Raw genomic sequence first — 23,375 nt, 5'->3', positions numbered from 1 at the left:
ATATATGATTATCTACCTCCCTCAACCCACAGCTCCATGGCCATTCCAGTACAAAAACGACAGAAATATATACTCGTGTTGTAGGATTCCTTATAGGAATCGGGTACATTTGAGTACGACAAACAGAAATGGCATGGGGTAGATAGGGGATATGTATGGCACTCTATGTTGTGTATATGAATGTGGGCAACCAACTAAGAATAAAATGAAATCCGAAAATTACATCACTTTAGGAAAAGTAACTGCATTAATTTCGTTCATAATTGGAGCAATTATTTTCGGGGGTTATTTCCTGACTTCTAACAGTGATTCATTATTTATTGGATACGGATTTATTGTACTCGCTGGAATTACAAATTTGATAATTCTAATAGCAATTATAGCTAAATCAAATTCTGACTCGACCAATCGCAAAAAGCTTTTAAAGACAGGAGGCTTAATGCTCATTAATCTACCGATAATGTTAACTTTCATTTGGATATCATTGATTGTAATTGGGAATATGAGAATCACTTTTACAAACGCCACAGGCAGCAATTTGACGGATATAAAAATCGTTGGTTGTGAAACAAAATATATTTCGGAATTGAAACCTAAAGAGAGTCAAACTGTTTGGGTGGGAATAACTGGCGATTGTTCAATAACGTTGGAATATTTGGAAAATGGAATGACAAAAACAGAAACTGTTGCCGGATATGTAACAAACGGTATGGGCCAAAAAATAAAACATAATATTGACGGAAAAGATAAAGACATACTATAGAAAAGCCAGTTGCCAATATCTAACAAGCATTCGTGTGGTCAGTACGACCCAACATAAATGCCGTGTTGACTGAACCGGTGTTAGGAGGTTAGTCTGGCTGGCTAAAGCGTTAGGCTTTATATCGTTTTGTCATGGATTGTGAGAAAACGCTCCAAGATGTTGTTAGTTAGCGGGTTGTAAATACGCAGTTCTACTTATAGGAAAGTTGGGGGAAAGGTGGTATTTTAGGGATTATATAGTGTAGGTATTTGCACCGGTGTAGATACCCACATGTTGTAGCAAATTTGACGCAACCTTTCGTAAATTATTACATCTAATAAAAAAATATAATAGATTATGAAAAATGTATTAATCATCTTGTTATCAATTTTAGTTTTGAGTTGTAGCTCCGATGATAGCAATTCAGAAATGACAAATGTTGTATCTACTTTAATTGCAAAAGACAATCTGTATGGTAATGGAGTGGAAGGAATTACGGAACAGAATTTAATTATTTCTAACCAAACTACTTGGAATGATTTAATAACTCAAATGAATTCAGTAAATAATGTTTCTGACAACTTTACAGAAACTGATATAGATTTTTCTGAACATACAATTATTGCAGTATTTGACGAGATAAAAGGAAACGGAGGACATAACTTGGAATTAAATATAATGTCGAATTCTGAAAACATAATTGTAAATGTTACAGATTTAGCTCCTGAAGGGAATGCCACAACTGTTATTACGCAACCTTTCCATATTGTGAAAATTCAGAATTCTGATTTACCAATAATATTTGAATAAAAACTTGCTACAACACAGGTAGCCGTTGTACAACCCCATAAATTCATAAAAAAACGAACTTGTTTAGCCCTTATCAGGGCTTTTTTGTTGCCTTTTGTTGGTTTGGAGTGTTTGAAAGGGGTTGCTCTTAGTTTGGTTCAGGAAACTGGACCATGAATTATGCTAGTGTGTGTTTTGATAATAAATATGTCGTTCTACTTATAGAAAAGTTGGGGGAAAGGTGGTATTTTGGGGATTATATAGTGTAGGTATATGCACCGGTGTAGATATGCGATATTTTTCGTAAATTTGAATATTAATAAGACTTTTAAAATGGACATTCAAACCACAAAACTGGAATTACTCAAGGCTATTTTGGATAATGAAAATTCCGAATTTATTCAACGTGTATCAGATTTCGTAAAAAAAGAAAAAAATGACTTTTGGAATGAATTAAGTCTGTCTGAACAAAAAGAAATAAAAAAAGGAATTGAGGATTTGGATAATGGAAAAAGAATTTCTTATGATTCTTTTTTAAAGAAAATTTCGTAGAAATTGAAAGTATTCTTATCTAAGCTTGCCGAATCAAAACTCCTGAAGCTTTCGGAATATTTATTAGAAAATTGGAATTTAAAAACAAGAGATAGATTTATTTCAAAACTGACTGAAAAAATTAAGCAAATATCTCTACAACCCAATACTTGTCCTACATCATCGGAATTTGATAATCTTTATAAGTGTGTCGTAACTAAACAAACAACATTTTACTACAGAGTTAATTTGGATAAAAAAGAAATTGAAATAATAACAATTTTCGACACAAGACAACATCCTGACAAGCTTAAAAAAGATATAGAATAAAAAGTACGAAAGCCCAACAAAGAACTGAGGCAAAAAACAAGCCTTTCTTCCATTAAATTAGTGAAACTCAATTTTTAAAAGTTGCGAAGCAATGAATTAAAAATTGTTAGTTGAACTAATCCCGCTTTTTAGCGGGATCCTTGGGTTTTATTCCCCGACGCTCTGCGTCGAAATAAAAAAGGAACTTCTACTTGATACCTCGTACCCTTGGGTCGAGGTTGTTCATTTTTGAGAAATGCATTATCTAGCATTGTTGAAGTGGAATAAAGCTCCTTCGTGGTTTGTATCCAATCCAACAAGCAATAATCATCACCAAAGCTGATAACTCTGATTAATTATTTTTTAGCACTGACACATGGCCATCATCGTGCGGTAAACTCGATTTCGCGATGGCGAAACACTGCTTCAATAATTTATTTGCTACTGCAATAAGGGTCAATTTTTTACTCTTACCCTTGATTACAATTCGCTCGTATACCTCGCGGCACGCTTTGTTGTACTTACAGACATTGAAAGCGCAAAGGAACAACAGGTTGCGAAGTTTCTTATTGCCGACCTTACCGATCCTGCCACGACCGCGTACGCTGCTTCCCGACTCTCAAAGGTTACTTCTGTTCGATTTGTGCCACTTTGCCTGTGCAGAAAAAAAAACTATAACGGTTCGATTTGTGCCACCTTGACTGGAACATGAATTAGACTAGTGTATTTTGGTTGTAAATACGTAGTTCTAATATAGGAAATATGGGGGAAAGTTGGTATTTTGGGGATTATATAGTATAGGTTTATGCACCGGTGAAGATACCCACATGTTGTACACAAGCTGAAAAATGAACACATATTCAAACTTATAAATTGAAATATATAACAAAGTCAGTTTGGATTTTATCCTTGGTAAGTTTGTTCACAGATACAGCCAGCGAAATGTTGTATCCGATTATGCCGATTTATTTAAAGTCAATTGGCTTTTCCATTGTGCTAATTGGAATACTTGAAGGAGTTGCAGAAGCGACAGCAGGTTTAAGCAAAGGTTATTTTGGTAAACTTTCAGACAATTCGGGCAAAAGAGTTCCTTTTGTTCAAATTGGATATGCTTTTAGTGCTATTTCAAAACCAATGATGGCGATTTTTATTTATCCGCTTTGGATTTTCTTTGCTCGGACAATTGACCGTTTCGGAAAAGGAATTAGAACAGGAGCAAGAGATGCCATCCTATCAGGTGAAGCAACCGCAGAAAATAAAGGTAAAGTTTTTGGATTTCATCGTTCAATGGACACTTTAGGTGCAGTAATTGGACCTTCATTGGCATTGATTTATTTGTATTACTTCCCACAGAATTACAAAACACTTTTTTTTATTGCCTTTATACCAGGTCTTCTTGCAGTTTTGGCTTCGTTCTTACTAAAGGATAAAAGGAAAAATATAGTTAATCAAAAAGTTGCTACACCCTTCTTTTCGTTTATCAATTATTGGAAAGAAAGTCAAACAGAATACAAAAAATTAGTCGTTGGTCTTCTTGCTTTTACATTATTTAATAGTTCTGACGTGTTTTTACTTTTAAAAGCAAAACAAGCAGGACTTGCTGACACAATGGTTATTGGTGTTTATATTTTCTACAATCTTATTTATGCTCTATTTGCTTTTCCAATAGGAATACTTGCGGACAAAGTTGGACTTAAAAAGATATTAATTATTGGGCTTTTATTATTTTCAATTGTCTATTTTGGTATGTCAGTAAACACAAATCTTTATCTGTTTTTTGGTCTGTTTTTCTTGTATGGTATTTATGCCTCTGCCACAGAAGGAATTTCAAAAGCGTGGATTTCAAATATCACAGACAAAAAAGATACTGCAACAGCTATTGGAACATTTTCAGGATTTCAAAGCATCTGCACAATGCTTGCAAGTTCATTGGCAGGACTTATTTGGTTTCAGTTCGGTGCAACATTGACTTTTTTAATAACTGCAATTGCTACAATAATTGTCATTGTATATATCTTGACAATTCCTAAACCTAAGACTCTGAAAAATGAATAAATTTATTAATCGGAAAGAAAAAGCCAGTGTACAGTAACTAAGAAGTATTGGGCTCGCCGCACCTGTCCCGCCTTAGCGGGGTAGGCCAGAGCTGACTATTGTGTTGACGCATCCGGTTGATTTGCCGTCTATGGGTATCCGCTTTTCGAGGAATGGATTTGGGTAGGGCTAGTTTAGGCCCCAATAAGTTGGGAGTGGTATTTTAGATTTCAAATTTATACATTTGAGATATGAACTATAAGAAATGGACCTTGGATGCTTTACAGGAATCGGGTACATTTGAGAAGGACAAACAGAGATAGTATTGGGTAGATAGGGACATATACAAGACTCCTGGTTGTATAAACACATGCTGTCAATTTGAGAAAAACCGAATATACAATTGAATTTAAGAGACGCGAAAAACACAGATTTAGAAATAACGTATCGAATTAAAAGCAACTCGATTAAACCGTATGTGGAAAAAATATGGAGTTGGAACGAACAGTTTCAAAAGAAAACGCATGAAACGAACTTTACTGCTTCGGACACGAAAATAATTGAACGAAACGGAAAAGAAGTTGGATATTTAGTTCTGAAAGAAACACACGACGACATCTATATAGAGAATTTACTAATAGAAAAGGAATTTCAGAATTTAGGGATTGGAAAGGCCGTTATGGAAAAAATTATTGAAAGAGCTAGTTCTGAAAAAAAGCTGATTCGATTACAAGTTTTTAAAATAAATATTAAAGCTCAAAAATTTTATAAAAATCTCGGATTTGAAAAAATTTCGGAAAAGGGAAATCATATCAGAATGAAAAAAAACTGGCTACAATAACTAACCATTTGTGTGACCGTTACTGGTTGTCCCGACGACCCTCGGGGGCAAGATGAATGCCGTGTTGGCTGACCGGTGTTTGTAGGTTGGCTTCATTAACGCAAGGGGTTATGCTTGTACCACTCTCAATTAATACCCCCGTGTTTAAAAAAATAAAGGAGAAGGCTTTTACAAAAAATGGAAAGGCTTTTTTAGTTGCCTTTTATGGGGTTAGCTTATTTTAAGAGAATTACTACCTGCTGTTCTTGGATTTTTTGTAGAACCTGCCAGAAAACTGAAACATGAGTCAGAGCAGGGAGAGAGAAAACTGGCAATAGGCAATACATGAAAATTAAAAATCACTATGTTAGTTGTAGAGTGGATATAGATAATTTTATCTATTCAATTGTTGACAATATTTAAAAATTCATGAAACAAATCCTGTTCTGCATAATTACATTATTTGCGTGTAAAAATTACGCACAAGTTGATAAAACCATTGAGTGGATTAATCATAACTCTATTGAAATTGAAGATGCAGATCCAAATAGTGAGTTAACAGCTTTCTCTAAAAATACTCCCGAAAGATTCAAAAATGCAAGAATATATGGGTTTGGTGAATTATCCCATGATGGAAAAGAATACTTTGATATTAAAGCGAAATATTTTAAATATCTCGTAAAAAATGAAGGAGTTTTAACCTTTATGATGGAAGAGGAATATCAAGCTGAATCTCCCGTGAATCAATGGATAACTGGGCAGGACAACGACATTTTATCCATGGGAACACCTTTTCAAGTTGGGTTTTGGTATTCAGAGGAGATTTATGACCTACTAAGATGGATGAGAATTTACAACTTGGATCGCTCTAAGGAAGAGCAAATTAAATTCTATGGAATTGATGTAAAATCAGGAAAAAACTTCAATGTTGAAGTTCATAATTTAATTGACAAATATAATATACCCATCAGCAAAGACTTGCTAGTAACTTTAGATGATTGCTCAAACAAATCAATTGATTATTATGCAGGAACCAAAGAGTGGGCAGATAAGCAGGTGCCTAAATTAATTAAACTGCAGAATGAAATAAATAGATATCAAATAGCGAACAATCTCAATAACTCTAAAGACTTCAATTCAATTGATCGAAGCATAAGTAATTTAATTAATTACACCGAATATGTCCAGGATCCAAAATCCGAAGTCAGAGATAACAAAATGTTTGAAAACTCTAAATGGATTATTGACAAGGAATCTAAGAATGGTAAAGCTTTTTTATGGGCACATAATGAGCATATCAACAAAAGAGGAATGTGGTCGAGCAATAGTGGAATTGTAAATTTAGGAAAGCAATTGAAAGACTATTATGGTGACGATTATTATTGTGTCGGTTTTGATTTTGGCATTGGCACCCTGAAAGGATTTGAAAATAATAAAAGGCAACAAGGAAAATGGAGACTCTATCAAGTCGACAAACCCTACAAAAAAACCTATTCACACACACTGTTTAAAGCAAATTATGACATCTTTTTCATTGACATGAGCAAAGCTATTGATTGTGATGAAACTAAGTTTTTCAGCACAAGTAATTTTAATCTTTCTATTGGCAGTGGTGGCTTCAGCCCGAAACCACTGTATAAAATAAAAATGCGAAAAATATATGCAGACGAATACGATGGATTGATTTTTATCAAAGAAATATCTCCAGCCAATAATAACATTAAGGTAAATTAAAACATTGTACCATAACTAAGCATCCATGTGGTCGGTACTGCTTGCGCCCGAGGGTCACAACATGAATGCCGTGTTGACTCAGTCTATGTCTTGTAGTTTGGCCACGTTAGCGAAAGGCGCTATGCTTGTGCCACTTTCAATAAGCGACACGCGTTTAAAAGAGTAAAACAGAAGGCTTTTACAAAAATGTAGAGGTTTTTTATTGCCTTTCTGGGTTAGCGTATTTTTGATTGATCTGCTTCCAAGGTTGTTCTTGGATTTGTCGTAATGGTGTTAGGAAACTGAATAATAGGCCAAGGCAGGGGGGGAGTGGGAAAAACAGACAATTTAGTGCTTTTTCGCTTCCTCTAATTGGGTTAGGATAGTTTGACCCAGATTTATCAGCTCATCCATAAAGTTCAAAATAGTATTCTGCTTTTCTTTTTCTCTTATAAAGGAAATCAATCCATTAGAATCAGAATGTTAAAAGTGAATAATCTTAAGCTGTATGATATGGCTTTTCTGCTAATGACATCATATCATCTGAATGTTTTGTATGTGTAATTGTACGATCGCATTCACGGTTATCATCAGTACCGCGAATCAAATTGACCGGTCATTATCACTCTACTTCTTATCCTTCGGTTTCTTTGGAGATGTTATTTGGGGTTCTGATTTTACTGTGTTCTGTTGCAATCTGCTAGGGTCTATTTTAACTCCTTTGGGTTTGTTATTGATCATAATACTCACGATTTTAGGGTAGTATAAACATATCATTTTAATTTTTAAATTGCAACCAAAAGCTGACCATATGCCATCGTCACTAAATATCATGGAAATTGGATGGTAAAATCACCCAGGTAGACCAGTTGTTGCCAACGTTTCCTAGACATGAAGTGCCAACCTCATAAAAGCCAAGCCAGTCTATTTTTTTGGCTATCTCGATAGTTTAAAAAGAAAAAGCAAACTGGATTGAAATTTAAAAATCATTTAAATTTTGATCGCAAAATAGCCATATCCTTGCTCACTTTCATATCTAAAATTTTAGCGTAATGCTGGGTTGTTTTAAGATTTGTATGACCTAACATTTTACTAACCGATTCAATTGGCACACCATTCGTTAAAGTTACTGTAGTGGCAAACGTATGTCTGGCCAAATGGAAAGTGAGGTTTTTAGTAATTCCACAAAGGTTAGCAATCTCTTTGATGTAGGCATTCATTTTCTGATTGCTTAGAACCGGAAGTACCAAATCTTTTTCTTTCAACAGCTCGTTATCTTTGTACTTTTCGATTATAGTTTTGGCAATAGGTAAAATCGGGATGTTACTTCTAGTATCGGTTTTAGAGCGTTTTGTTTTCACCCATTCCTCACCGTCCGCGCCAACACTAATATCGCCTCTGTTCAGCTTTTTGACATCGGCATAGGCCAGACCAGTAAAGCAACAAAAAATAAAAATATCACGTACTTGGTCGAGCCGTTCCATTTTCAAATCAAGATTTATGATTTTTTGAATTTCTTGTTCTGTCAGAAATTCGCGATCCACTATTTTAAGCTTGGCTTTCCAATGTAGGAAGGGATCTTTATCGATCCAATCGTTAGCATGGGCAATACGAATGATTTTTTTAAAATTAGTGATATACTTGATGGCCGAGTTATGGGCACATTTGCGAGTTGTTTTAAGATAGTATTCAAGACCTGTGATAAACTTATGGTCAATATCCTGTACGGGAATATCATTTTTCTTGTATTTCGTCTTTATAAAGCTTGCTACGTGTTTTTTGCAAGTGCGATAGCGCTCGGCAGTTCCAGCAGCGAAATCCTTTCCGATTAGACTTTCAACTTCAGTATTATGTTCATGAAATATTTCTAAGAGCATTTTTTGAGTTTTGTCTTTTCCTAAGTAGGCATCTCGAAGATCGATGGCCGTATATTCCTTTTCTTCTCTTTGAAATTGATGTTGAATTGAGTAAATCTTATTTTTAATTACGCCAAGCTCTCGATTGATTTCTTGTGCTACCATAGAATTACCTAGGGCAAGTTGGGTTTTGGGGTTCCATTCACTGGAATGAATTTTCCTGTGAATACTGCACTCAGCCCTGCGGCCGTCAAGTGTGATACGCAGGTAGATGTTAGCTTTGCCGTGTTCATCGGCCTTGCTTTTTTTGATATAAAACAGAAGAGAAAGAGAATGTGACACCGAATAGATTTTAAATTCTCTTCAATTTAGTAAATTTAATTTAAATCGTTTTAATTTTAAGTGTCTATTTATCAATGTTTTAACTTCAATTCGGTGTCAGTTGGAAAGAGAATTTTAGTGACACCGAATTAGCCCCTTTTAGGGTGATGTTATATGATGTCAAATGAAATTAAATAAAATTAAAAACCCTGTAAATCAACGATTTACAGGGTTTTTGGTGCCTTTTGTAGGACTTTTCGCGGAGAAAGAGGGATTCGAACCCCCGGAGGTATGACCCTCAACAGTTTTCAAGACTGCCGCATTCGACCGCTCTGCCATTTCTCCAGTGTCTTTTGCGTTTGCCTTTCAGAGGTTTTTTATGCTTTAAAACATATTATGAACTCGGCGGGCTTGCCTCAACAAGCAAATACTGTTTGCTTAGGCGGGTGCAAATATAGAACCCTTTTTTAATTCTTTCAAATAAAATGGTAACTTTTTAATCAAATAAATTCTGTCATAGAATATAATGATCGAAATCCTTTAAAATTGTAAAGGACATCCCTTATTTTTGCTTTAATTTGAACTGAATACCCATGGATATTATACAAAGTTTACAGTGGCGCTATGCCACCAAAAAATTTGACCCCAATAAAAATTTGACTCAAGAGAAGTTGCATACGCTTAAAGAAGCCTTTAATTTAACCGCTACCTCTTTTGGGTTGCAGACCATTTCATTGCTGATTATTGAAAATAAACAACTGCGTGAAAAATTATTGCCGGCAGCCTACCACCAACGTCAAATTGTGGAGGCCTCACGTTTGTTGGTCCTGTGTATTAAGGATCATATCAACACCGCTGATGTAGATGATTTGTTTGATAATGTGAGTGAGTTGCGCAATACACCGGAGACCATTTTGGAGCCTTATCGGAACGATCTGAAATCGATGATGAAAAACATGACACAGGTAGAGCAGCAGGAATGGTCCATAAAACAGGCTTACATTGCTTTGGGCAACTTAATGACCGTCTGTGCCGTAGAGCGCATTGACTCTTGTCCTATGGAGGGTTTTGAGCGGGCACAATACGATGCCATTTTAAGCCTTAAAGAAAAAGGACTTAAATCTGTTTTATTATTGCCGGTTGGATATCGCGCAGAAGATGACATATTTTCAAGCTTTAAGAAAGTAAGAAAGAATTTGAATGATGCTGTTTTGGAAATGTAACCTCCAAAAGCTTTTGAACCCATTGTTATTAATACTAAATTTGTTTCTGATTTTAACTTTTAATTGATATGCCGGGATTTGAATTATTTGGAAGTGCTGAACGCAAAGAAGTAAATGATGTGTTGGAAAGCGGGGTGTTGATGCGCTACGGGTTTGACGGTATGCGCAACGGCCATTGGAAAGCTAAAGAGCTGGAGACCGAATTGCAATCTGCTTTTAAAACCCAACATGTGCAATTGGTATCTAGCGGCACTGCCGCAGTTTCTGTAGCACTTGCCGCCGCCGGAATTGGAGCAGGAGATGAGGTTATCATGCCGTCGTTTACCTTTGTAGCGAGTTTTGAAGCCATTATGATGCTCGGGGCTGTGCCAGTATTGGTAGATATTGATGATACCTTAACTTTGGATCCTAAGGCAGTCGAAAATGCGGTAACGCCCCAAACAAAGGCCATTATGGTCGTGCATATGTGCGGCAGTATGGGTGATATGGACGCCCTGCTCCGTATTAGCGACACACACGACCTAGTTCTGATAGAAGATGCCTGTCAGGCCATTGGAGGCACCTACAACGGGAAGCCCTTGGGGAGCATTGGGAATTTGGGTTGTTTTTCGTTTGATTTTGTAAAAACCATCACCTGCGGTGAAGGTGGCGCTGTCATTACCAACAACAGCAATTATTATAGGAGTGCTGATCAGTATTCTGATCATGGTCATGATCATGAAGGATCAGACCGAGGTGCTGAAACCCATCCGTTTTTAGGCTATAATTTTAGAATTTCAGAATTACATGCTGCCGTAGGTTTGGCGCAAGTGAGACGTCTGCCAGATTTTCTATCCATCCAAAAGAAAAACTATACCGTGCTTAGAAATGCACTGTCAAAAATTCCTGGAGTGACGTTCAGAACTGTGCCAAATGGGGGTGAAGAAAGTTATGCTTTTTTAAATTTTTTCCTTCCTGATTTAGAATCGGCACGCCACGCTTCTAAGAATTTAAAAGACGCAGGTGTCGATGGCTGTTTTCATTATTTTGATAACAACTGGCACTATGTCCGCAAATGGAATCACCTGAAAAACATGCAGAGTCTCTATCCCTTATCTGCTGCATTAAAAGACGGCTTATCGTATCTTCAAACAACATCTTTTGAACAGTCTGATCATTTTATAGGACGTAATATTTCTTGTTTAATTAAACTGTCGTGGACAGAAGAAGAGGTTGCGCAACGTGCTGAAAAAATGGTAAATATAATTAAATCATGTATTTAATTAGGGACATATAAGTAATTGATAAACAGTATTTAAGATATTTTTTATAAAGTTTTTAACCATCTGTTTGCTTATGTCGATCATGACCTTTTATCATAACCCTGAGGGAAAGACTCGTTATTTATATAAACAAATAAACCCTTGTTTTTGGAAACTATAAAGCTCCAAAAAACAAGGGTCTAAGTATATAGAATCAGGAGTGTCCGGTAAAATGGGAAGAAGTTTGCAAAGCCCATTATAGCAAAACTTGATACCAGATCTTAACTATGACAACTTGCTTTTTAAAACTAATTTGACATAGGACGATAGTGTAAATTTAATTAGAAATGACAATTATTTATCAGTCAGATACCATCAAATCCCAATTCATTATCGGACCACAACATTGTGAAATCTTACTATTATAAAAGGGTATTGACGCGAAGAATTAGTACGTCATATAATCCACAATCTCCAAACCATAACCTATAATACCAACACGTTTCGTGTGTTCGCTATTAGACATTAATAACAGTTTATGGATGTTAAGATCGTGTAGAATTTGTGCTCCAATTCCAAAATCTTTCGTGTCCATTGCAATACTCGGGGCCTTAATAACATCGGTATGGTTCTGTTCCTGTCTTAGGGTGGCCAAACGGTTTAACAAGTCAGTAGCTTGGTGCTGCTGATTGATAAAAAGGATGGCGCCCTTGCCATCATCATTGATCAGCTTAAACATGTCATCCAATTTTTTATCGGCATTGTTGGTAAGGGTGCCTAAAATATCGTTGTTTACCAATGTAGAGTTGACTCTGGTTAACACAGGTTCATTGGTTTTCCAAGCGCCTTTGGTCAGCGCTATGTGAACTTGATTATTTGTGGTTTGTTGATAGGCTCTTAATCTGAATTTACCAAAACGCGTCACAATTTCAAAATCCTCTTTCTTTTCTATTAAAGAGTCGTGTTGCATTCTATAAGCGACCAAATCTTCTATAGACACAATTTTAACGTCAAATTTCTCGGCAACTTTCATCAATTGTGGCAATCGCGCCATAGTACCGTCTTCATTCATGATCTCCACAATCACACCGGCTGGTTTTAAGCCCGCTAAACGTGCAAAGTCAATAGCAGCTTCAGTGTGGCCTGTACGTCTTAAAACACCGCCTTGTTTTGCTACCAGTGGAAAAATATGTCCTGGACGTCCTAAATCGTGAGGTTTGGTTTCAGAATTGATCAGTGCCTTAACTGTTTTGGCACGGTCACTTGCTGATATTCCAGTAGTAACCCCGTTGCCCCGTAAATCTACAGAAACTGTAAATGCCGTCTCCATAGGGTCTGTATTGTTGTGAACCATGGGGTGCAAATCCAGTTCCTTACAACGTTTTTCCGTTAATGGTGTACAAATCAATCCGCGTCCGTGTGTCGCCATGAAATTGATCATCTCAGGGGTAACCATTTCAGCAGCAGCTACAAAATCGCCTTCATTTTCTCTATCGGCATCATCAACAACAATAATGACTTTTCCATTTTTGATGTCCTCTATGGCTTCTTCAATGGTGTGTAGGGTTATTGCTGATGTGTATGTACTTGTGGTCATGTTTTTTGAAATTATATGCAAAGATATGGCTTATTTTATATTTAGGATAGCGCTTCTGTCTAAGTCTTCCCTGATTTTGTTTTTGAGCAAAAAGTGGGACACTCCGTAAAAGGGAAGCCCAATCAGCATCAGGAGGGGGTTTAAAGGTTTAATGTTTAAACCCAGATGTTTGTAAAATGCTGTGGCCTTAATAAAGGTCACTACATAATACAGCACATAAACCAAAAGTGAGATGATGCTCAAATCTCTGGTGGCAGACGCCACTTCAGGCAGCTCATTATTCTTGAAAATAAAGTGTAAGATTAATAATATAATACCCGCACTATAAAAAATAAAGGCAAATTTAGAATAATCGATAGTATCTGTGGCTTCTTTTCTGGAGGTAATGTAGGTATCATTAACACTGATGCCTTGTTTTTGAAGGTCTTCAATACTTTGATTGCGCTTTAATAACTGGTTTAAAGCAAAAGGTTTGACACTTTGGTCAAAATCAAGTGCGTCATGATTTTTAATGACGTCAATCAGCTTTTCATTGTGATAGCCATCCAGAAAGCTATATTGCACGAGCTCTCCATCTACCATCACCGAGTTTTTTGGGCGCAGATTTAAAAAATTCTTAATAGGGGTAAGGTAGCTGTCAAAATCGAAGAGACCTTTATCATTTGTAGCACGTGTGGTCAGATAGATACCTAGCGGCAACATAATTAAGGTGGAAAGCCAGGTGGCCACTATGGGGTTTAAAGTGCCGTCTTCAGAACTGTTTTTAGCGAAAATTCCTATAAAATGGTAGGAGAGAAATAGAAGAATGGCAATGACCAATGGCAAGCCAATACCTCCTTTTCTGATCAATGCACCTAACGGGGCACCTACAAAAAACAAAATAAAACAGGCAAAACCCAACACATATTTTTCGTGAAGCGCAATAAGATGTTTGTTTAAGTTCTTCTCAGAAATATCAAGAAATTGTTGTTTGGTCCCAATAATTTGAGTCGTACTATTAACCGTATTTATAGCTAAATTTAATAATTGTAACTTGAATTGCGTGTCATAGAGGTCTAAGACATTACCTTTATAAACCGGATTTGTTTTTGCCGTACTACCTGTGGTTGCCACAGTATCGGTTTCTGAAATAATCTTGTCGAGGGTAAGATTGGAATTTACAGTACTTATGGAGGTTCTGCTATATAAAGTTTCTGCAAAGTTCTTGTATTCAACAGTTTTGTTAGTGTATAAACTGTCTATGGTATAATTAAGCCCACCAACATCCAGCATGTTGTAACGACTCGTATAATTTTTTTCGTCTAAATCGACATCATTCAGAGCTTCTAAATCCACGTTCATGGTATACGTATCAAAATAACTTCTAGCGTGTGGTTTTTTTTCAGCGGCTGTGGGTTTTTTACTATAGATTTCTTCGTAGTAATTGCCATTAAACAATACCAATTGAAGAATGTTGGAGTTGGGGCTGCTTTTTAATTCGCCGGATTCTGCAATGATGACCGTGTTATTGCCGGGACGGTTGTTTTTGCTTTGGTGCATAATGACCTTTGACAAAAACTGTCCACGATCGCCAGTTTTTTTATCTACTTTAATATTGAAGTTGCCGAGCTCATTAAACTGACCTTCGGCAATAGCCATTTGTGGTTTAACCTTGGCGATATTCTTTCTCAGATTATAGGCATTGTATTCGGCCCAAGGGATGACATTGTTGGCAAATAAGAATGTGGTAACAGAAAGTAAAATGATAAAGATGCTGAGTCCTCTCATGGCGCGTTGCAAGGAAATCCCTGTGGACTTCATGGCCGCAAATTCATAGTTTTCAGCAAAACTCCCAAATACCATGATGGACACCAATAAGATGGTGAGTGGTAAAATTAATGGGATAAGGGTAGGTGTAATGTAGAGCAGGAATTTGAAGATAACGTCAACGTCCAAATCTTTTCCTGCCAATTCAGAAATGTAAAGCCAAACGGCCTGTAAAACAAAAATGAGCATGAGTATCACAAACACACTCAAAAATGTTTTTAAGTAGGTTTTAAGTATATACCTATCCAGTATTTTCATAAAGTGAACGCCTTATCTAGTCTAGCTTATTGATATAATAACCCTTGTACTTATTGGCGTCAAAAGTAAATAAGGTTTTTGAAATAGGCTCATTAGTTTTAAAACTATTTACAGTTAATGTGGTTTGTGTACCGTTTTTGCCCATTTCTATGAGGTTGTAAATATGTTTGGTTTGTGCGTCAATGCCCAATAAGACTTGCTTTATTTCAGAGTTGGTATCAATTGGCGTCAATTTTACATACTGAATTTTACGTCCGTTGACATTTTGAACAATATCCATCGCGTAGTGATACCCTTCTTTATAGAATGATAACATCTTACTTGGTGTGATGGTGTTTTCGTCTTCTGTATTGTTCTTTGAAATAGTCACCTCTTCATCTTCAGGATTTATGGTGTAAAGTGTCTTCCCATCATAAATACGGGTAACACCAAGAATATTAAGCAAATACTTATCGCCTTCAATGACTACGTCGCCACGGGTTTCCTGATTGATGTTTTCGCTTGTGTTTTTAAGCACGTATTTAAAATCGATACCAATATTTTGGTACCCTTTTACCTTGGCATTTACTTCATTGAGTAAAACTTTTGCTTTCTCAGCTTCTTGGGCGAAGGTTGAAAATGATAGTAATACAATAGCTAATACAAATAGTTTTTTCATTATTCTGTTTTTTAAAATCCGTTTTGGAGTTAATAGTGTTGTAGCACGTACTTTTAAATTTCGTTGGACAAAAGCTGATCTAAAGCGACCAGGTCAGGAACCAACACCTGTCGTGCTTTACTTCCCTCAAACTGTCCAACAATTCCAGCAGCTTCCAACTGGTCAATTAATCGACCGGCTCTATTATAACCTAATTTCAATTTACGTTGCAATAAAGAAGCCGAGCCTTGCTGTGCTGTAACAATCACTTCGGCAGCTTCCCTGAACAGTTTATCTCTGTCGGATATGTCTACATCAAGACTTGTGCCATTCTCTTCGCCAACATATTCAGGAAGGAGGTAAGCGTCAGGATAGGCTTTCTGATTGCCAATATATTCTGTGACCAGTTCAACTTCTGGAGTGTCTACAAACGCACACTGAATCCTAGTGAGTTCATTGCCTTGGGTGAACAGCATGTCGCCACGCCCAATCAATTGGTCAGCGCCAGAGTTATCTAAAATAGTTCTGGAATCGATTTTTGAAGTTACCCTAAAGGCAATACGCGCTGGGAAATTCGCTTTAATAATTCCTGTAATAACGTTAACAGAAGGTCTTTGTGTAGCAATGATTAAGTGGATACCAATGGCACGCGCTAATTGTGCCAAACGGGCAATAGGCGTTTCCACTTCCTTACCTGCTGTCATAATTAAATCAGCAAACTCATCTACAACAAGTACAATATAAGGTAAAAACTGATGCCCCTCTTCAGGATTGAGCTTGCGCGCCTTGAATTTATCGTTGTATTCCTTAATGTTTCGGCACATGGCATTCTTCAGCATCTCATATCTATTATCCATCTCAATACACAACGAATTTAGCGTATTGATCACTTTCGTATTATCTGTAATAATGGCCTCTTCACTATCGGGTAATTTGGCCAGGTAATGACGCTCAATTTTGTTGAATAAAGTAAGCTCCACTTTCTTAGGATCGACCAAAACAAACTTCACTTCAGCAGGGTGCTTTTTGTAAAGCAATGAGGTCAATACAGCGTTTAAACCTACTGATTTTCCTTGGCCGGTTGCACCAGCCATTAATAAATGGGGCATTTTGGCCAAATCGACCACAAAGGTTTCGTTGCTAATGGTTTTTCCAAAGGCAATTGGCAATTCCATTTCTGATTTTTGGAATTTTTGTGAGGCAATAACCGATCGCATGGACACAATTGTCGAGTTTTTATTAGGCACTTCAATACCAATAGTCCCTTTACCCGGGATGGGCGCAATAATACGAATACCCAGAGCGGCCAATGATAAAGCAATATCGTCTTCTAAATTTTTAATTTTTGAAATGCGGACACCGGCATTGGGTACAATTTCATATAAGGTTACCGTTGGTCCAATGGTGGCTTTAATACTGCTAATGCCAATATTGTAGTTGTTAAGCGTATCCACAATACGGTTTTTGTTCTCTTCTAGTTCATCCTGATCAATGGTGATACCTTCAGAATCATATTTTTTAAGAAGGTCCAAAGGTGGAAATTGGTATTTGCTCAATTCCAACGTGGGGTCAAACTTTCCAAAATCGGCTACCAATTTATCTGAAAGGTTATCACTTTCTGAGGCTTCTTCAGCAACATGCTCAACCTCCATTGCTAATTCTTCTGTTGCAACGTCCTCTTCTTTTATTTGAGGCACCTCAATATTAAGACTGGGCATGGCAACTGGTGGTGCAGGTTTTGGTTTAACCGGAGCAACTCGTGATTCCTGTTTCGCTGGTTTTAAATCAAAAGCAGCTTTAATATCTTCTGCTTCAGCAGATAAATCGTTGTCCAGGGCTGTATAAGATTCTGAAGTTCGGGTAGCCGTATCAAAATCAGAGGCAATGTCTTTTTTGGCAGATTTAAAAAAGGTGACAATAGAGTGACCGGTAACCTTAAAGTTGACTGCAGCATAAATGATCAATCCGAAAAAGAGTAGGAGCGCCGTGCCAATAATACCGATGTAATCTTGGAAAAAGGAATTCATCTCAAACCCAATAGTCCCGCCGAGGGCATCGTATTTATGGGCAAAAAATCCGAAGAAAATGGACATCCAAATAGCAATCAACGTCCCCCAAATCCAATGGCGCCTAAGTCTTGCTTTGTTAATGTCGAGGGTGACATAAATTCCTGATAAAAATACCAGTCCGGCCAAAATAAAGGACGCCACGCCGAACCCTTTCATGATAAAAAAGTCACTCACCCAGGCGCCCAATTTATTGAGCCAGTTTTCTGCCACCACCTCTCGGGCTCCAATTTCTGTAAGGGTACTTTGATCAGCCTCTCCAGTAAAGAAAAACGATAGAAAGGCAATAAAAAGCAAAATGCCAAGAATCATCAACAAGCTGCCAAAAATGAGTTTCTGCTGACTTGTAAGTTTGAAATTTGGTTTTTTGGTTTTTGCTGTAGTGCTGCTTTTAGTCTTGGTTTTCTTCTTCGCCATGTTGCCTTTCCGTGACCACGGAAATCTATTAATTTTTAATTGTACTGCTAAAACATGTTAGGATTCTTTGTTTGCCTAAGAAAACAAAAATACAAATTACTAACGTTAATCCTAATGGAATTAGTATTAAAAAAGCCTAGGATAATAAATGATTGCAGCTACGATAACTGCTGCAATTGAAGCTATAAAAACAGCCCCGGCAGCAACATCTTTTATGCGTCCTATATTGGCATGAAATTCAGGGTGAATAAAGTCAGCAATATATTCAATAGACGTGTTGACTGCCTCAATACTCATAACCAAACCAATCATGGCGACTTGAAAAAGCCATTCGGTTTTTGAAATCTCAAAGTAAAATCCGGCAATCGTTACCGCTGTTGCAATTGAAAATTGAATTTGAATGCTAGCCTCCGTCCGCAGTAAAAACCACGCGCCTTTAAATGCCCAACCAATGCTTTTTAAGCGATTGACCAGAAAGGAATCTTTTTTGTTGGACATAACAAAAAAACTAAGAAAGTGATTTTAGCGCTGCTTCATAATTTGGTTCTTCTGTAATTTCAGAAACTTGTTCAGTGTAGATTACTTCAGCATTGTCATTGAGTACCACCACACATCTAGAATGTAAACCTTCTAAAGGTCCGTCAACAAATGTCAATCCAAATGATTTTCCAAAATTCCCATCTCTAAAATCAGAAAGGCTTTCTACATTCTCTAAACCTTCTGCGGCACAAAAGCGTGACATTGCAAACGGCAAATCTTTAGAAATACAGAGCACCTTGGTTTTGTCAAGCTGGCTGGCTTTTTCATTGAAAGTCCTTACAGATTGTGCGCAAGTGCCCGTGTCTATACTCGGGAATATGTTGAGTACTACATTATATCCTAAATAATCATTTAGGGATTTTGAGGATAAATCAGTAGCTACTAATTTAAAGTTAGGAGCATCAGCGCCAGTTTTTGGAAGTTCTCCTGAAGTTGTTACCGGTTTGCCTTTAAGTGTTACAGTTGCCATAATAATATTATTTTTATATAAGATGTTAAAATTAAGAATTATTTGAGGGTTTGACTACTAATTAAAACTTAATATTTCTAAAGATAAAACCGATGATTTACCTAGTTCTTGTTTTTGAAAATCAATTTTCTGATTTCAGATATAAAACTATCTCAGCTCTGCCCCAAGTTGTTCTTCAAAATTGGATTGTAGTTTTTTCATAATTTTGTCAACCTGCTTATCTGTAAGCGTGCTGTGTTCGTCCTGAAATTTAAAACTCACCGCATAACTTTTTTTACCTTCTGGAAGGTTGTTGCCTTGATATACATCAAATAAATCCACCTCTTTAAGTAAGCGTTTTTCGGTTTGGTTGGCAATAGTGTCAATAGCTTCAAAAGTTATTTCATTATCTAATAACAACGCAAAATCACGTCGCGATTCTGGATATTTAGGAAGTTCTTTAAAACTGACCGTATTGTTTTTTGCAATTTCAATCACATTGTACCAATGGAAATCAGCAAACAAAACATCTTGGGAGATATCAAAATGTTTCATTATTTTTTTATTGATCACACCAAACTCCACTAAGGTCTTTTTACCAGAAACCAAGCTAATGCCTTCACTAAAGACATCATTCTGAATTGAGGAAACTTTGATTTTATTAATCCCCAATCGCTCCAAAACAGCCGTGATGACACCTTTTAAGTAAAAGAAATTGCTGGGTTGTGCTACAGAGTTCCAACGCTCCGCAGTTTGGTCGCCAGTGATAAATAAGGTTAGATGCTGATTTTCAACGCGGTTACCTGGATAATTATGATAAGTTTTACCAAATTCAAACAATTTAAGGTCTGAACGTCTTCTGTTGATATTTCGATTAATCGCTTCTAAGCCAGAGAAGAGTAAACTTTGACGCATCACGCTCAAGTCATAACTCAACGGATTAAGCATTACTACGTTGTGCTCATCTTCTAAATGGTCCGTTAAGCTGACATAGTCAGGTGTCGTTAAAGAATTGGATAGTATTTCATAAAAACCTTGTGCCACCAATTGATTTCCAACGATATTCTGAAGTTTGTAATCTTCAAAACGTGACGTGTTAGAAATGGAAGCATTGAGTTTTTCTGTTGTTTTGATATTGTTATACCCATAAACCCTTAAGACCTCCTCGATGATATCCGCCTCACGCACCACATCATTTCGGTAGGCAGGGACGGTAAGTCCCAATCCAGTTTCCGTAACATTGTTGATTTTGATATCTAGAGACATCAGAATGCTCTTAATCACATCTTTAGGAATCTCTTCTCCAATCAGCTTTTGTGCATTTTCAAAACTAAAGCGCACCTGAAAATCTTCTATTTTTTTAGGGTAAATATCCACTAGGTTGCTGGTTACATAGCCTCCCGCAACTTCTTGTATCAATAAGGCTGCGCGTTTTAGTGCGTATTCCGTTATGTTGGGATCAACACCGCGTTCAAATCGAAACGAAGCATCTGTATTTAAACCGTGTCTTTTGGCAGATTTTCTAATGCTTACAGGATTAAAATAAGCGCTTTCTAAGAAGATACTCGTGGTATGCTCAGTAACTCCTGAGAGTTCACCGCCAAAAACTCCAGCAATGCACATGGGTTTGGCAATGTCGCAAATCATTAGATCCTCTTCATGAAGTTCACGCTCTATGCCATCTAAAGTTTTAAACTTTGTGCCTTTTGGCAATGTTTTAACAATGACTTTATGGCCTTCAATTTTATTGGCATCAAAAGCATGAAGTGGCTGCCCCAATTCATGCAGCACGTAATTGGTTATATCAATAATGTTGTTTTTTGGCGTTAAGCCAATTGCTTTAAGCCTGTTTTGAAGCCAAGCAGGTGAGGCATCTACTTTAACTTCTGAGATGGTAAGTCCACAATAGCGTGGTGCCAATTCTTTGTTTTCAACTTCAACATCTACTTTTAAGATTCTGTTTTCTACACGAAATGCACTTACTGATGGGGTAATCAATTCTACGTGAATATCTTTTTGTAAAAGTCCAGCTTTAAGATCTCTAGCGGTTCCAAAATGACTCATCGCATCGGCTCTGTTTGGCGTTAGGCCAATCTCAAACACCTGATCGTTTTCTACGTCGTAAAGTTCTGCTACTAAAGAGCCTACGGTAACCTCGTTGTTCAGTACTAAGATGCCGTCATGAGACGCACCAAGACCTAGCTCATCTTCGGCGCAAATCATGCCGTGGCTTTCTTCGCCTCTTATTTTTCCTTTTTTAATGGTCCATGCTTCACCTTTATCGGTGTAAAGTGTGGTTCCAATGGTGGCTACAGGTACTTTTTGACCAGCAGCTACGTTTGGGGCGCCACAAATAATTTGTAAAGGTGCATCAGTGCCAATATTTACCGTTGTAATTTTAAGACGGTCAGCATTTGGATGTTGAATGCAAGTCAATACTTCACCAACAACAATACCTTCCAATCCGCCCTTTACAGATTGAAATTTTTGAATGCCTTCAACTTCAAGGCCCAAATCTGTTAGGAGCTCAGCAGTTTCTTCAGGAGTCCAATCAATATTGACAAATTGCTTTAACCAATTATAGGAAATCTTCATTTTTTAATTGTTATGCTTTAGGTGGTTACAGATCATTCTGATTTTCGTAAACAGAATTATCAAAATAGCCTGATGTTGCGTCGTGTTTGAAATTTGGTGTAAAGATAATAATAGTATATAGTTATGGAAATTGTAAATTATTTTATTTTTGGTTTTTATATTTAATTTCATCCACCATCAAAAGCCCTTAAATTGATATGAAGTATTTAATCCTCATTTTTTTCGCATTAACTATGGTTTCCTGTAATGAGCATCATTCAAAAAAAATGCAAGAAGGGCACTGGCTGGGGCAGTTGCAGGTAAGTGCTGATGAGAAATTGCCATTCAACTTTGAGGTTACTTCAGCCAACAGTTTGAAAATCACAAATGCCCAAGACGTTATTTTGGTAGATGAGGTGACGTACAAGAATGATTCGGTTTTTATTAAGATGCCGGTTTTTGACGGGTATTTTGCTGTAAACCTAACTAATGAAGGCATGTCTGGTCGTTTTATCAACCCAACCATGAATACCGATATACCCTTTGAAGCCGTGAATCATGTTAAAACGCGTTTTAAGACCGATCAACCTCCTGGTACAGATGTTACAGGCAACTGGGAAGTGCTGTTCAGTCCTAAAGCTGATGAAGAAAGCTATATAGCCAAAGGTGTTTTTAAGCAGACGGGGGAAAAGGTGACCGGTACTTTTAGAACTAAAACAGGCGATTATAGATACTTGCAAGGCGTGGTGGACGGGGATCAATTAAAATTATCAACATTTGATGGGGCGCATGCCTATTTGTTTTTGGCAACGGTAAAGGACAACTCTTTGAGCGGTGTTTTTTATTCTGGAAATACTTGGGAAGCGTCTTTTAGCGCTGATAGGAATGATGACTTTGAATTGCCAGATGCCAATACGCTCACCACATTCAATAAAGATTATGAGCGTTTGGAATTCAGTTTTCCTGATGAAAACGGCCGATTGGTTTCTCTGGAAGATGCACAGTTTAAAAATAAAGTTGTTGTGGTGCAATTGATGGGTACATGGTGTCCTAATTGTTTGGACGAGAGCATATTTTTCTCAGACTATGCTAAAAACAATTCTGATAAAGCTGTTCAATTTGTGGCGCTCGCTTTTGAAAATGCTAAGACGGATTCTTTGGCATTTGCGTCTATCAAGCGTTTAAAAGACAGATTAGGTATTCAATATCCCGTATTGTTGGCGCAACACGGAACGTCTGATAAGTTGGAAGCACAGAAAAAAATGCCGATGCTTAATGAAGTAGTGTCTTACCCAACCACCGTTTTTATTGATAAAAGGGGACAAGTCCGAAAAATCCATACGGGGTTTAATGGTCCTGCCACAGGAGAAAAATATGTAGCATTTAAAAACGAGTTTAGCACCTTTATAGATGCGCTTCTTGCCGAGTAAGTAATTGTTGGTTTTGCTAAATC

General features: G+C 37.1%; 18 protein-coding genes, 1 tRNA gene and 1 pseudogene. 10 read left to right on the top strand and 10 right to left on the bottom strand.

Annotation, left to right across the window (positions count from 1 at the left end):
- Window positions 1-205: 205 nt before the first annotated feature.
- From JEM65_RS18630 to JEM65_RS18615, 4 genes are all read left to right on the top strand, one after another.
- Window positions 206-763 (top strand): hypothetical protein, encoded by a 558-nt coding sequence (locus JEM65_RS18630; protein ID WP_199602890.1) that lies wholly within the window; start codon window positions 206-208, stop codon window positions 761-763.
- Between the two features lie 336 nt (window positions 764-1,099).
- Window positions 1,100-1,552, top strand: a complete 453-nt coding sequence (locus JEM65_RS18625) for a protease complex subunit PrcB family protein (RefSeq protein WP_199602888.1) — start codon at window positions 1,100-1,102, stop codon at window positions 1,550-1,552.
- Between the two features lie 312 nt (window positions 1,553-1,864).
- Window positions 1,865-2,083, top strand: a complete 219-nt coding sequence (locus JEM65_RS18620; protein WP_199602886.1) for a hypothetical protein — start codon at window positions 1,865-1,867, stop codon at window positions 2,081-2,083.
- 3 nt (window positions 2,084-2,086) lie between these two features.
- Window positions 2,087-2,392, top strand: a complete 306-nt coding sequence (locus JEM65_RS18615; RefSeq protein WP_199602884.1) for a type II toxin-antitoxin system RelE/ParE family toxin — start codon at window positions 2,087-2,089, stop codon at window positions 2,390-2,392.
- Between the two features lie 331 nt (window positions 2,393-2,723).
- Here the strand turns inward: JEM65_RS18615 and JEM65_RS18610 are convergent.
- Window positions 2,724-2,990: pseudogene (locus tag JEM65_RS18610) on the bottom strand (transposase); the annotation flags it as partial.
- 254 nt (window positions 2,991-3,244) lie between these two features.
- On the opposite strand from JEM65_RS18610, the gene JEM65_RS18605 reads away from it, so the two are divergent.
- From JEM65_RS18605 to JEM65_RS18595, 3 genes are all read left to right on the top strand, one after another.
- Window positions 3,245-4,426 (top strand): MFS transporter, encoded by a 1,182-nt coding sequence (locus tag JEM65_RS18605; RefSeq protein ID WP_199602882.1) that lies wholly within the window; start codon window positions 3,245-3,247, stop codon window positions 4,424-4,426.
- Window positions 4,427-4,808: 382 nt separating this feature from the next.
- Window positions 4,809-5,246, top strand: coding sequence for a GNAT family N-acetyltransferase (locus JEM65_RS18600; protein WP_199602880.1), 438 nt, complete (start codon window positions 4,809-4,811; stop codon window positions 5,244-5,246).
- Between the two features lie 408 nt (window positions 5,247-5,654).
- A complete protein-coding gene (locus JEM65_RS18595; RefSeq protein ID WP_199602878.1) occupies window positions 5,655-6,959 on the top strand; it encodes an erythromycin esterase family protein in 1,305 nt (434 codons plus the stop codon).
- 965 nt (window positions 6,960-7,924) lie between these two features.
- On the opposite strand, the gene JEM65_RS18590 is transcribed toward JEM65_RS18595, so the two are convergent.
- Both JEM65_RS18590 and JEM65_RS18585 read right to left on the bottom strand, forming a co-directional pair.
- Complete coding sequence (locus JEM65_RS18590) at window positions 7,925-9,136, bottom strand: site-specific integrase (RefSeq protein WP_199602877.1); 1,212 nt, start codon at window positions 9,134-9,136, stop codon at window positions 7,925-7,927.
- Between the two features lie 239 nt (window positions 9,137-9,375).
- A tRNA-Ser gene (locus tag JEM65_RS18585) sits at window positions 9,376-9,460 on the bottom strand.
- Between the two features lie 248 nt (window positions 9,461-9,708).
- Between JEM65_RS18585 and JEM65_RS18580 the strand changes: the two genes are divergently transcribed.
- Together JEM65_RS18580 and JEM65_RS18575 are read left to right on the top strand one after the other, a co-directional pair.
- Entirely contained in the window at window positions 9,709-10,338 is a 630-nt protein-coding gene (locus JEM65_RS18580) for an NAD(P)H-dependent oxidoreductase (protein WP_199602876.1), read from the top strand.
- Window positions 10,339-10,406: 68 nt separating this feature from the next.
- On the top strand, window positions 10,407-11,600 hold the full coding sequence (locus JEM65_RS18575; RefSeq protein ID WP_199602875.1) for a DegT/DnrJ/EryC1/StrS family aminotransferase: 1,194 nt from the start codon (window positions 10,407-10,409) through the stop codon (window positions 11,598-11,600).
- Between the two features lie 427 nt (window positions 11,601-12,027).
- Here the strand turns inward: JEM65_RS18575 and ribB are convergent, their stop codons facing one another.
- From ribB to pheT, 7 genes are all read right to left on the bottom strand, one after another.
- Complete coding sequence (gene ribB / locus JEM65_RS18570; protein ID WP_199602874.1) at window positions 12,028-13,176, bottom strand: 3,4-dihydroxy-2-butanone-4-phosphate synthase; 1,149 nt, start codon at window positions 13,174-13,176, stop codon at window positions 12,028-12,030.
- 30 nt (window positions 13,177-13,206) lie between these two features.
- On the bottom strand, window positions 13,207-15,240 hold the full coding sequence (locus JEM65_RS18565) for an LptF/LptG family permease (RefSeq protein WP_199602873.1): 2,034 nt from the start codon (window positions 15,238-15,240) through the stop codon (window positions 13,207-13,209).
- 16 nt (window positions 15,241-15,256) lie between these two features.
- On the bottom strand, window positions 15,257-15,898 hold the full coding sequence (locus JEM65_RS18560; RefSeq protein WP_199602872.1) for a LolA family protein: 642 nt from the start codon (window positions 15,896-15,898) through the stop codon (window positions 15,257-15,259).
- 53 nt (window positions 15,899-15,951) lie between these two features.
- Window positions 15,952-18,360, bottom strand: coding sequence for a DNA translocase FtsK (locus JEM65_RS18555; RefSeq protein WP_199602871.1), 2,409 nt, complete (start codon window positions 18,358-18,360; stop codon window positions 15,952-15,954).
- A gap of 126 nt (window positions 18,361-18,486) precedes the next feature.
- On the bottom strand, window positions 18,487-18,858 hold the full coding sequence (locus tag JEM65_RS18550; protein WP_199602869.1) for a diacylglycerol kinase family protein: 372 nt from the start codon (window positions 18,856-18,858) through the stop codon (window positions 18,487-18,489).
- A 10-nt stretch (window positions 18,859-18,868) separates the two neighbouring features.
- On the bottom strand, window positions 18,869-19,369 hold the full coding sequence (gene tpx / locus JEM65_RS18545) for a thiol peroxidase (RefSeq protein ID WP_199602867.1): 501 nt from the start codon (window positions 19,367-19,369) through the stop codon (window positions 18,869-18,871).
- A gap of 147 nt (window positions 19,370-19,516) precedes the next feature.
- On the bottom strand, window positions 19,517-21,943 hold the full coding sequence (pheT, locus tag JEM65_RS18540; protein WP_199602865.1) for a phenylalanine--tRNA ligase subunit beta: 2,427 nt from the start codon (window positions 21,941-21,943) through the stop codon (window positions 19,517-19,519).
- A gap of 197 nt (window positions 21,944-22,140) precedes the next feature.
- On the opposite strand from pheT, the gene JEM65_RS18535 reads away from it, so the two are divergent.
- Window positions 22,141-23,352 carry a peroxiredoxin family protein gene (locus JEM65_RS18535; RefSeq protein ID WP_199602863.1) on the top strand — a complete coding sequence of 404 codons (1,212 nt, stop codon included), beginning with the start codon at window positions 22,141-22,143 and terminating at the stop codon, window positions 23,350-23,352.
- The last annotated feature ends 23 nt before the right edge of the window (window positions 23,353-23,375 follow it).

The sequence above is a fragment of the Gelidibacter salicanalis genome (genome assembly GCF_016469035.1).
In the GTDB taxonomy this organism is placed as follows: Bacteria; Bacteroidota; Bacteroidia; order Flavobacteriales; family Flavobacteriaceae; genus Gelidibacter; species Gelidibacter salicanalis_A.
Note: the sequence above shows the minus strand (reverse complement) of the source record. Positions and strands in the feature narration are given on the sequence as shown.

What these genes read in the sequence shown, in the direction of transcription:
- JEM65_RS18630 (WP_199602890.1), top strand. Translation starts at nt 206, where the DNA reads ATGAAATCCGAAAATTACATCACTTTAGGAAAAGTAACTGCATTAATT.
- JEM65_RS18625 (WP_199602888.1), top strand. Translation starts at nt 1,100, where the DNA reads ATGAAAAATGTATTAATCATCTTGTTATCAATTTTAGTTTTGAGTTGT.
- JEM65_RS18620 (WP_199602886.1), top strand. Translation starts at nt 1,865, where the DNA reads ATGGACATTCAAACCACAAAACTGGAATTACTCAAGGCTATTTTGGAT.
- JEM65_RS18595 (WP_199602878.1), top strand. Translation starts at nt 5,655, where the DNA reads ATGAAACAAATCCTGTTCTGCATAATTACATTATTTGCGTGTAAAAAT.
- JEM65_RS18580 (WP_199602876.1), top strand. Translation starts at nt 9,709, where the DNA reads ATGGATATTATACAAAGTTTACAGTGGCGCTATGCCACCAAAAAATTT.
- JEM65_RS18575 (WP_199602875.1), top strand. Translation starts at nt 10,407, where the DNA reads ATGCCGGGATTTGAATTATTTGGAAGTGCTGAACGCAAAGAAGTAAAT.
- ribB (WP_199602874.1), bottom strand. Translation starts at nt 13,176, where the DNA reads ATGACCACAAGTACATACACATCAGCAATAACCCTACACACCATTGAA.
- JEM65_RS18565 (WP_199602873.1), bottom strand. Translation starts at nt 15,240, where the DNA reads ATGAAAATACTGGATAGGTATATACTTAAAACCTACTTAAAAACATTT.
- JEM65_RS18560 (WP_199602872.1), bottom strand. Translation starts at nt 15,898, where the DNA reads ATGAAAAAACTATTTGTATTAGCTATTGTATTACTATCATTTTCAACC.
- JEM65_RS18555 (WP_199602871.1), bottom strand. Translation starts at nt 18,360, where the DNA reads ATGGCGAAGAAGAAAACCAAGACTAAAAGCAGCACTACAGCAAAAACC.
- JEM65_RS18550 (WP_199602869.1), bottom strand. Translation starts at nt 18,858, where the DNA reads ATGTCCAACAAAAAAGATTCCTTTCTGGTCAATCGCTTAAAAAGCATT.
- tpx (WP_199602867.1), bottom strand. Translation starts at nt 19,369, where the DNA reads ATGGCAACTGTAACACTTAAAGGCAAACCGGTAACAACTTCAGGAGAA.
- pheT (WP_199602865.1), bottom strand. Translation starts at nt 21,943, where the DNA reads ATGAAGATTTCCTATAATTGGTTAAAGCAATTTGTCAATATTGATTGG.
- JEM65_RS18535 (WP_199602863.1), top strand. Translation starts at nt 22,141, where the DNA reads ATGAAGTATTTAATCCTCATTTTTTTCGCATTAACTATGGTTTCCTGT.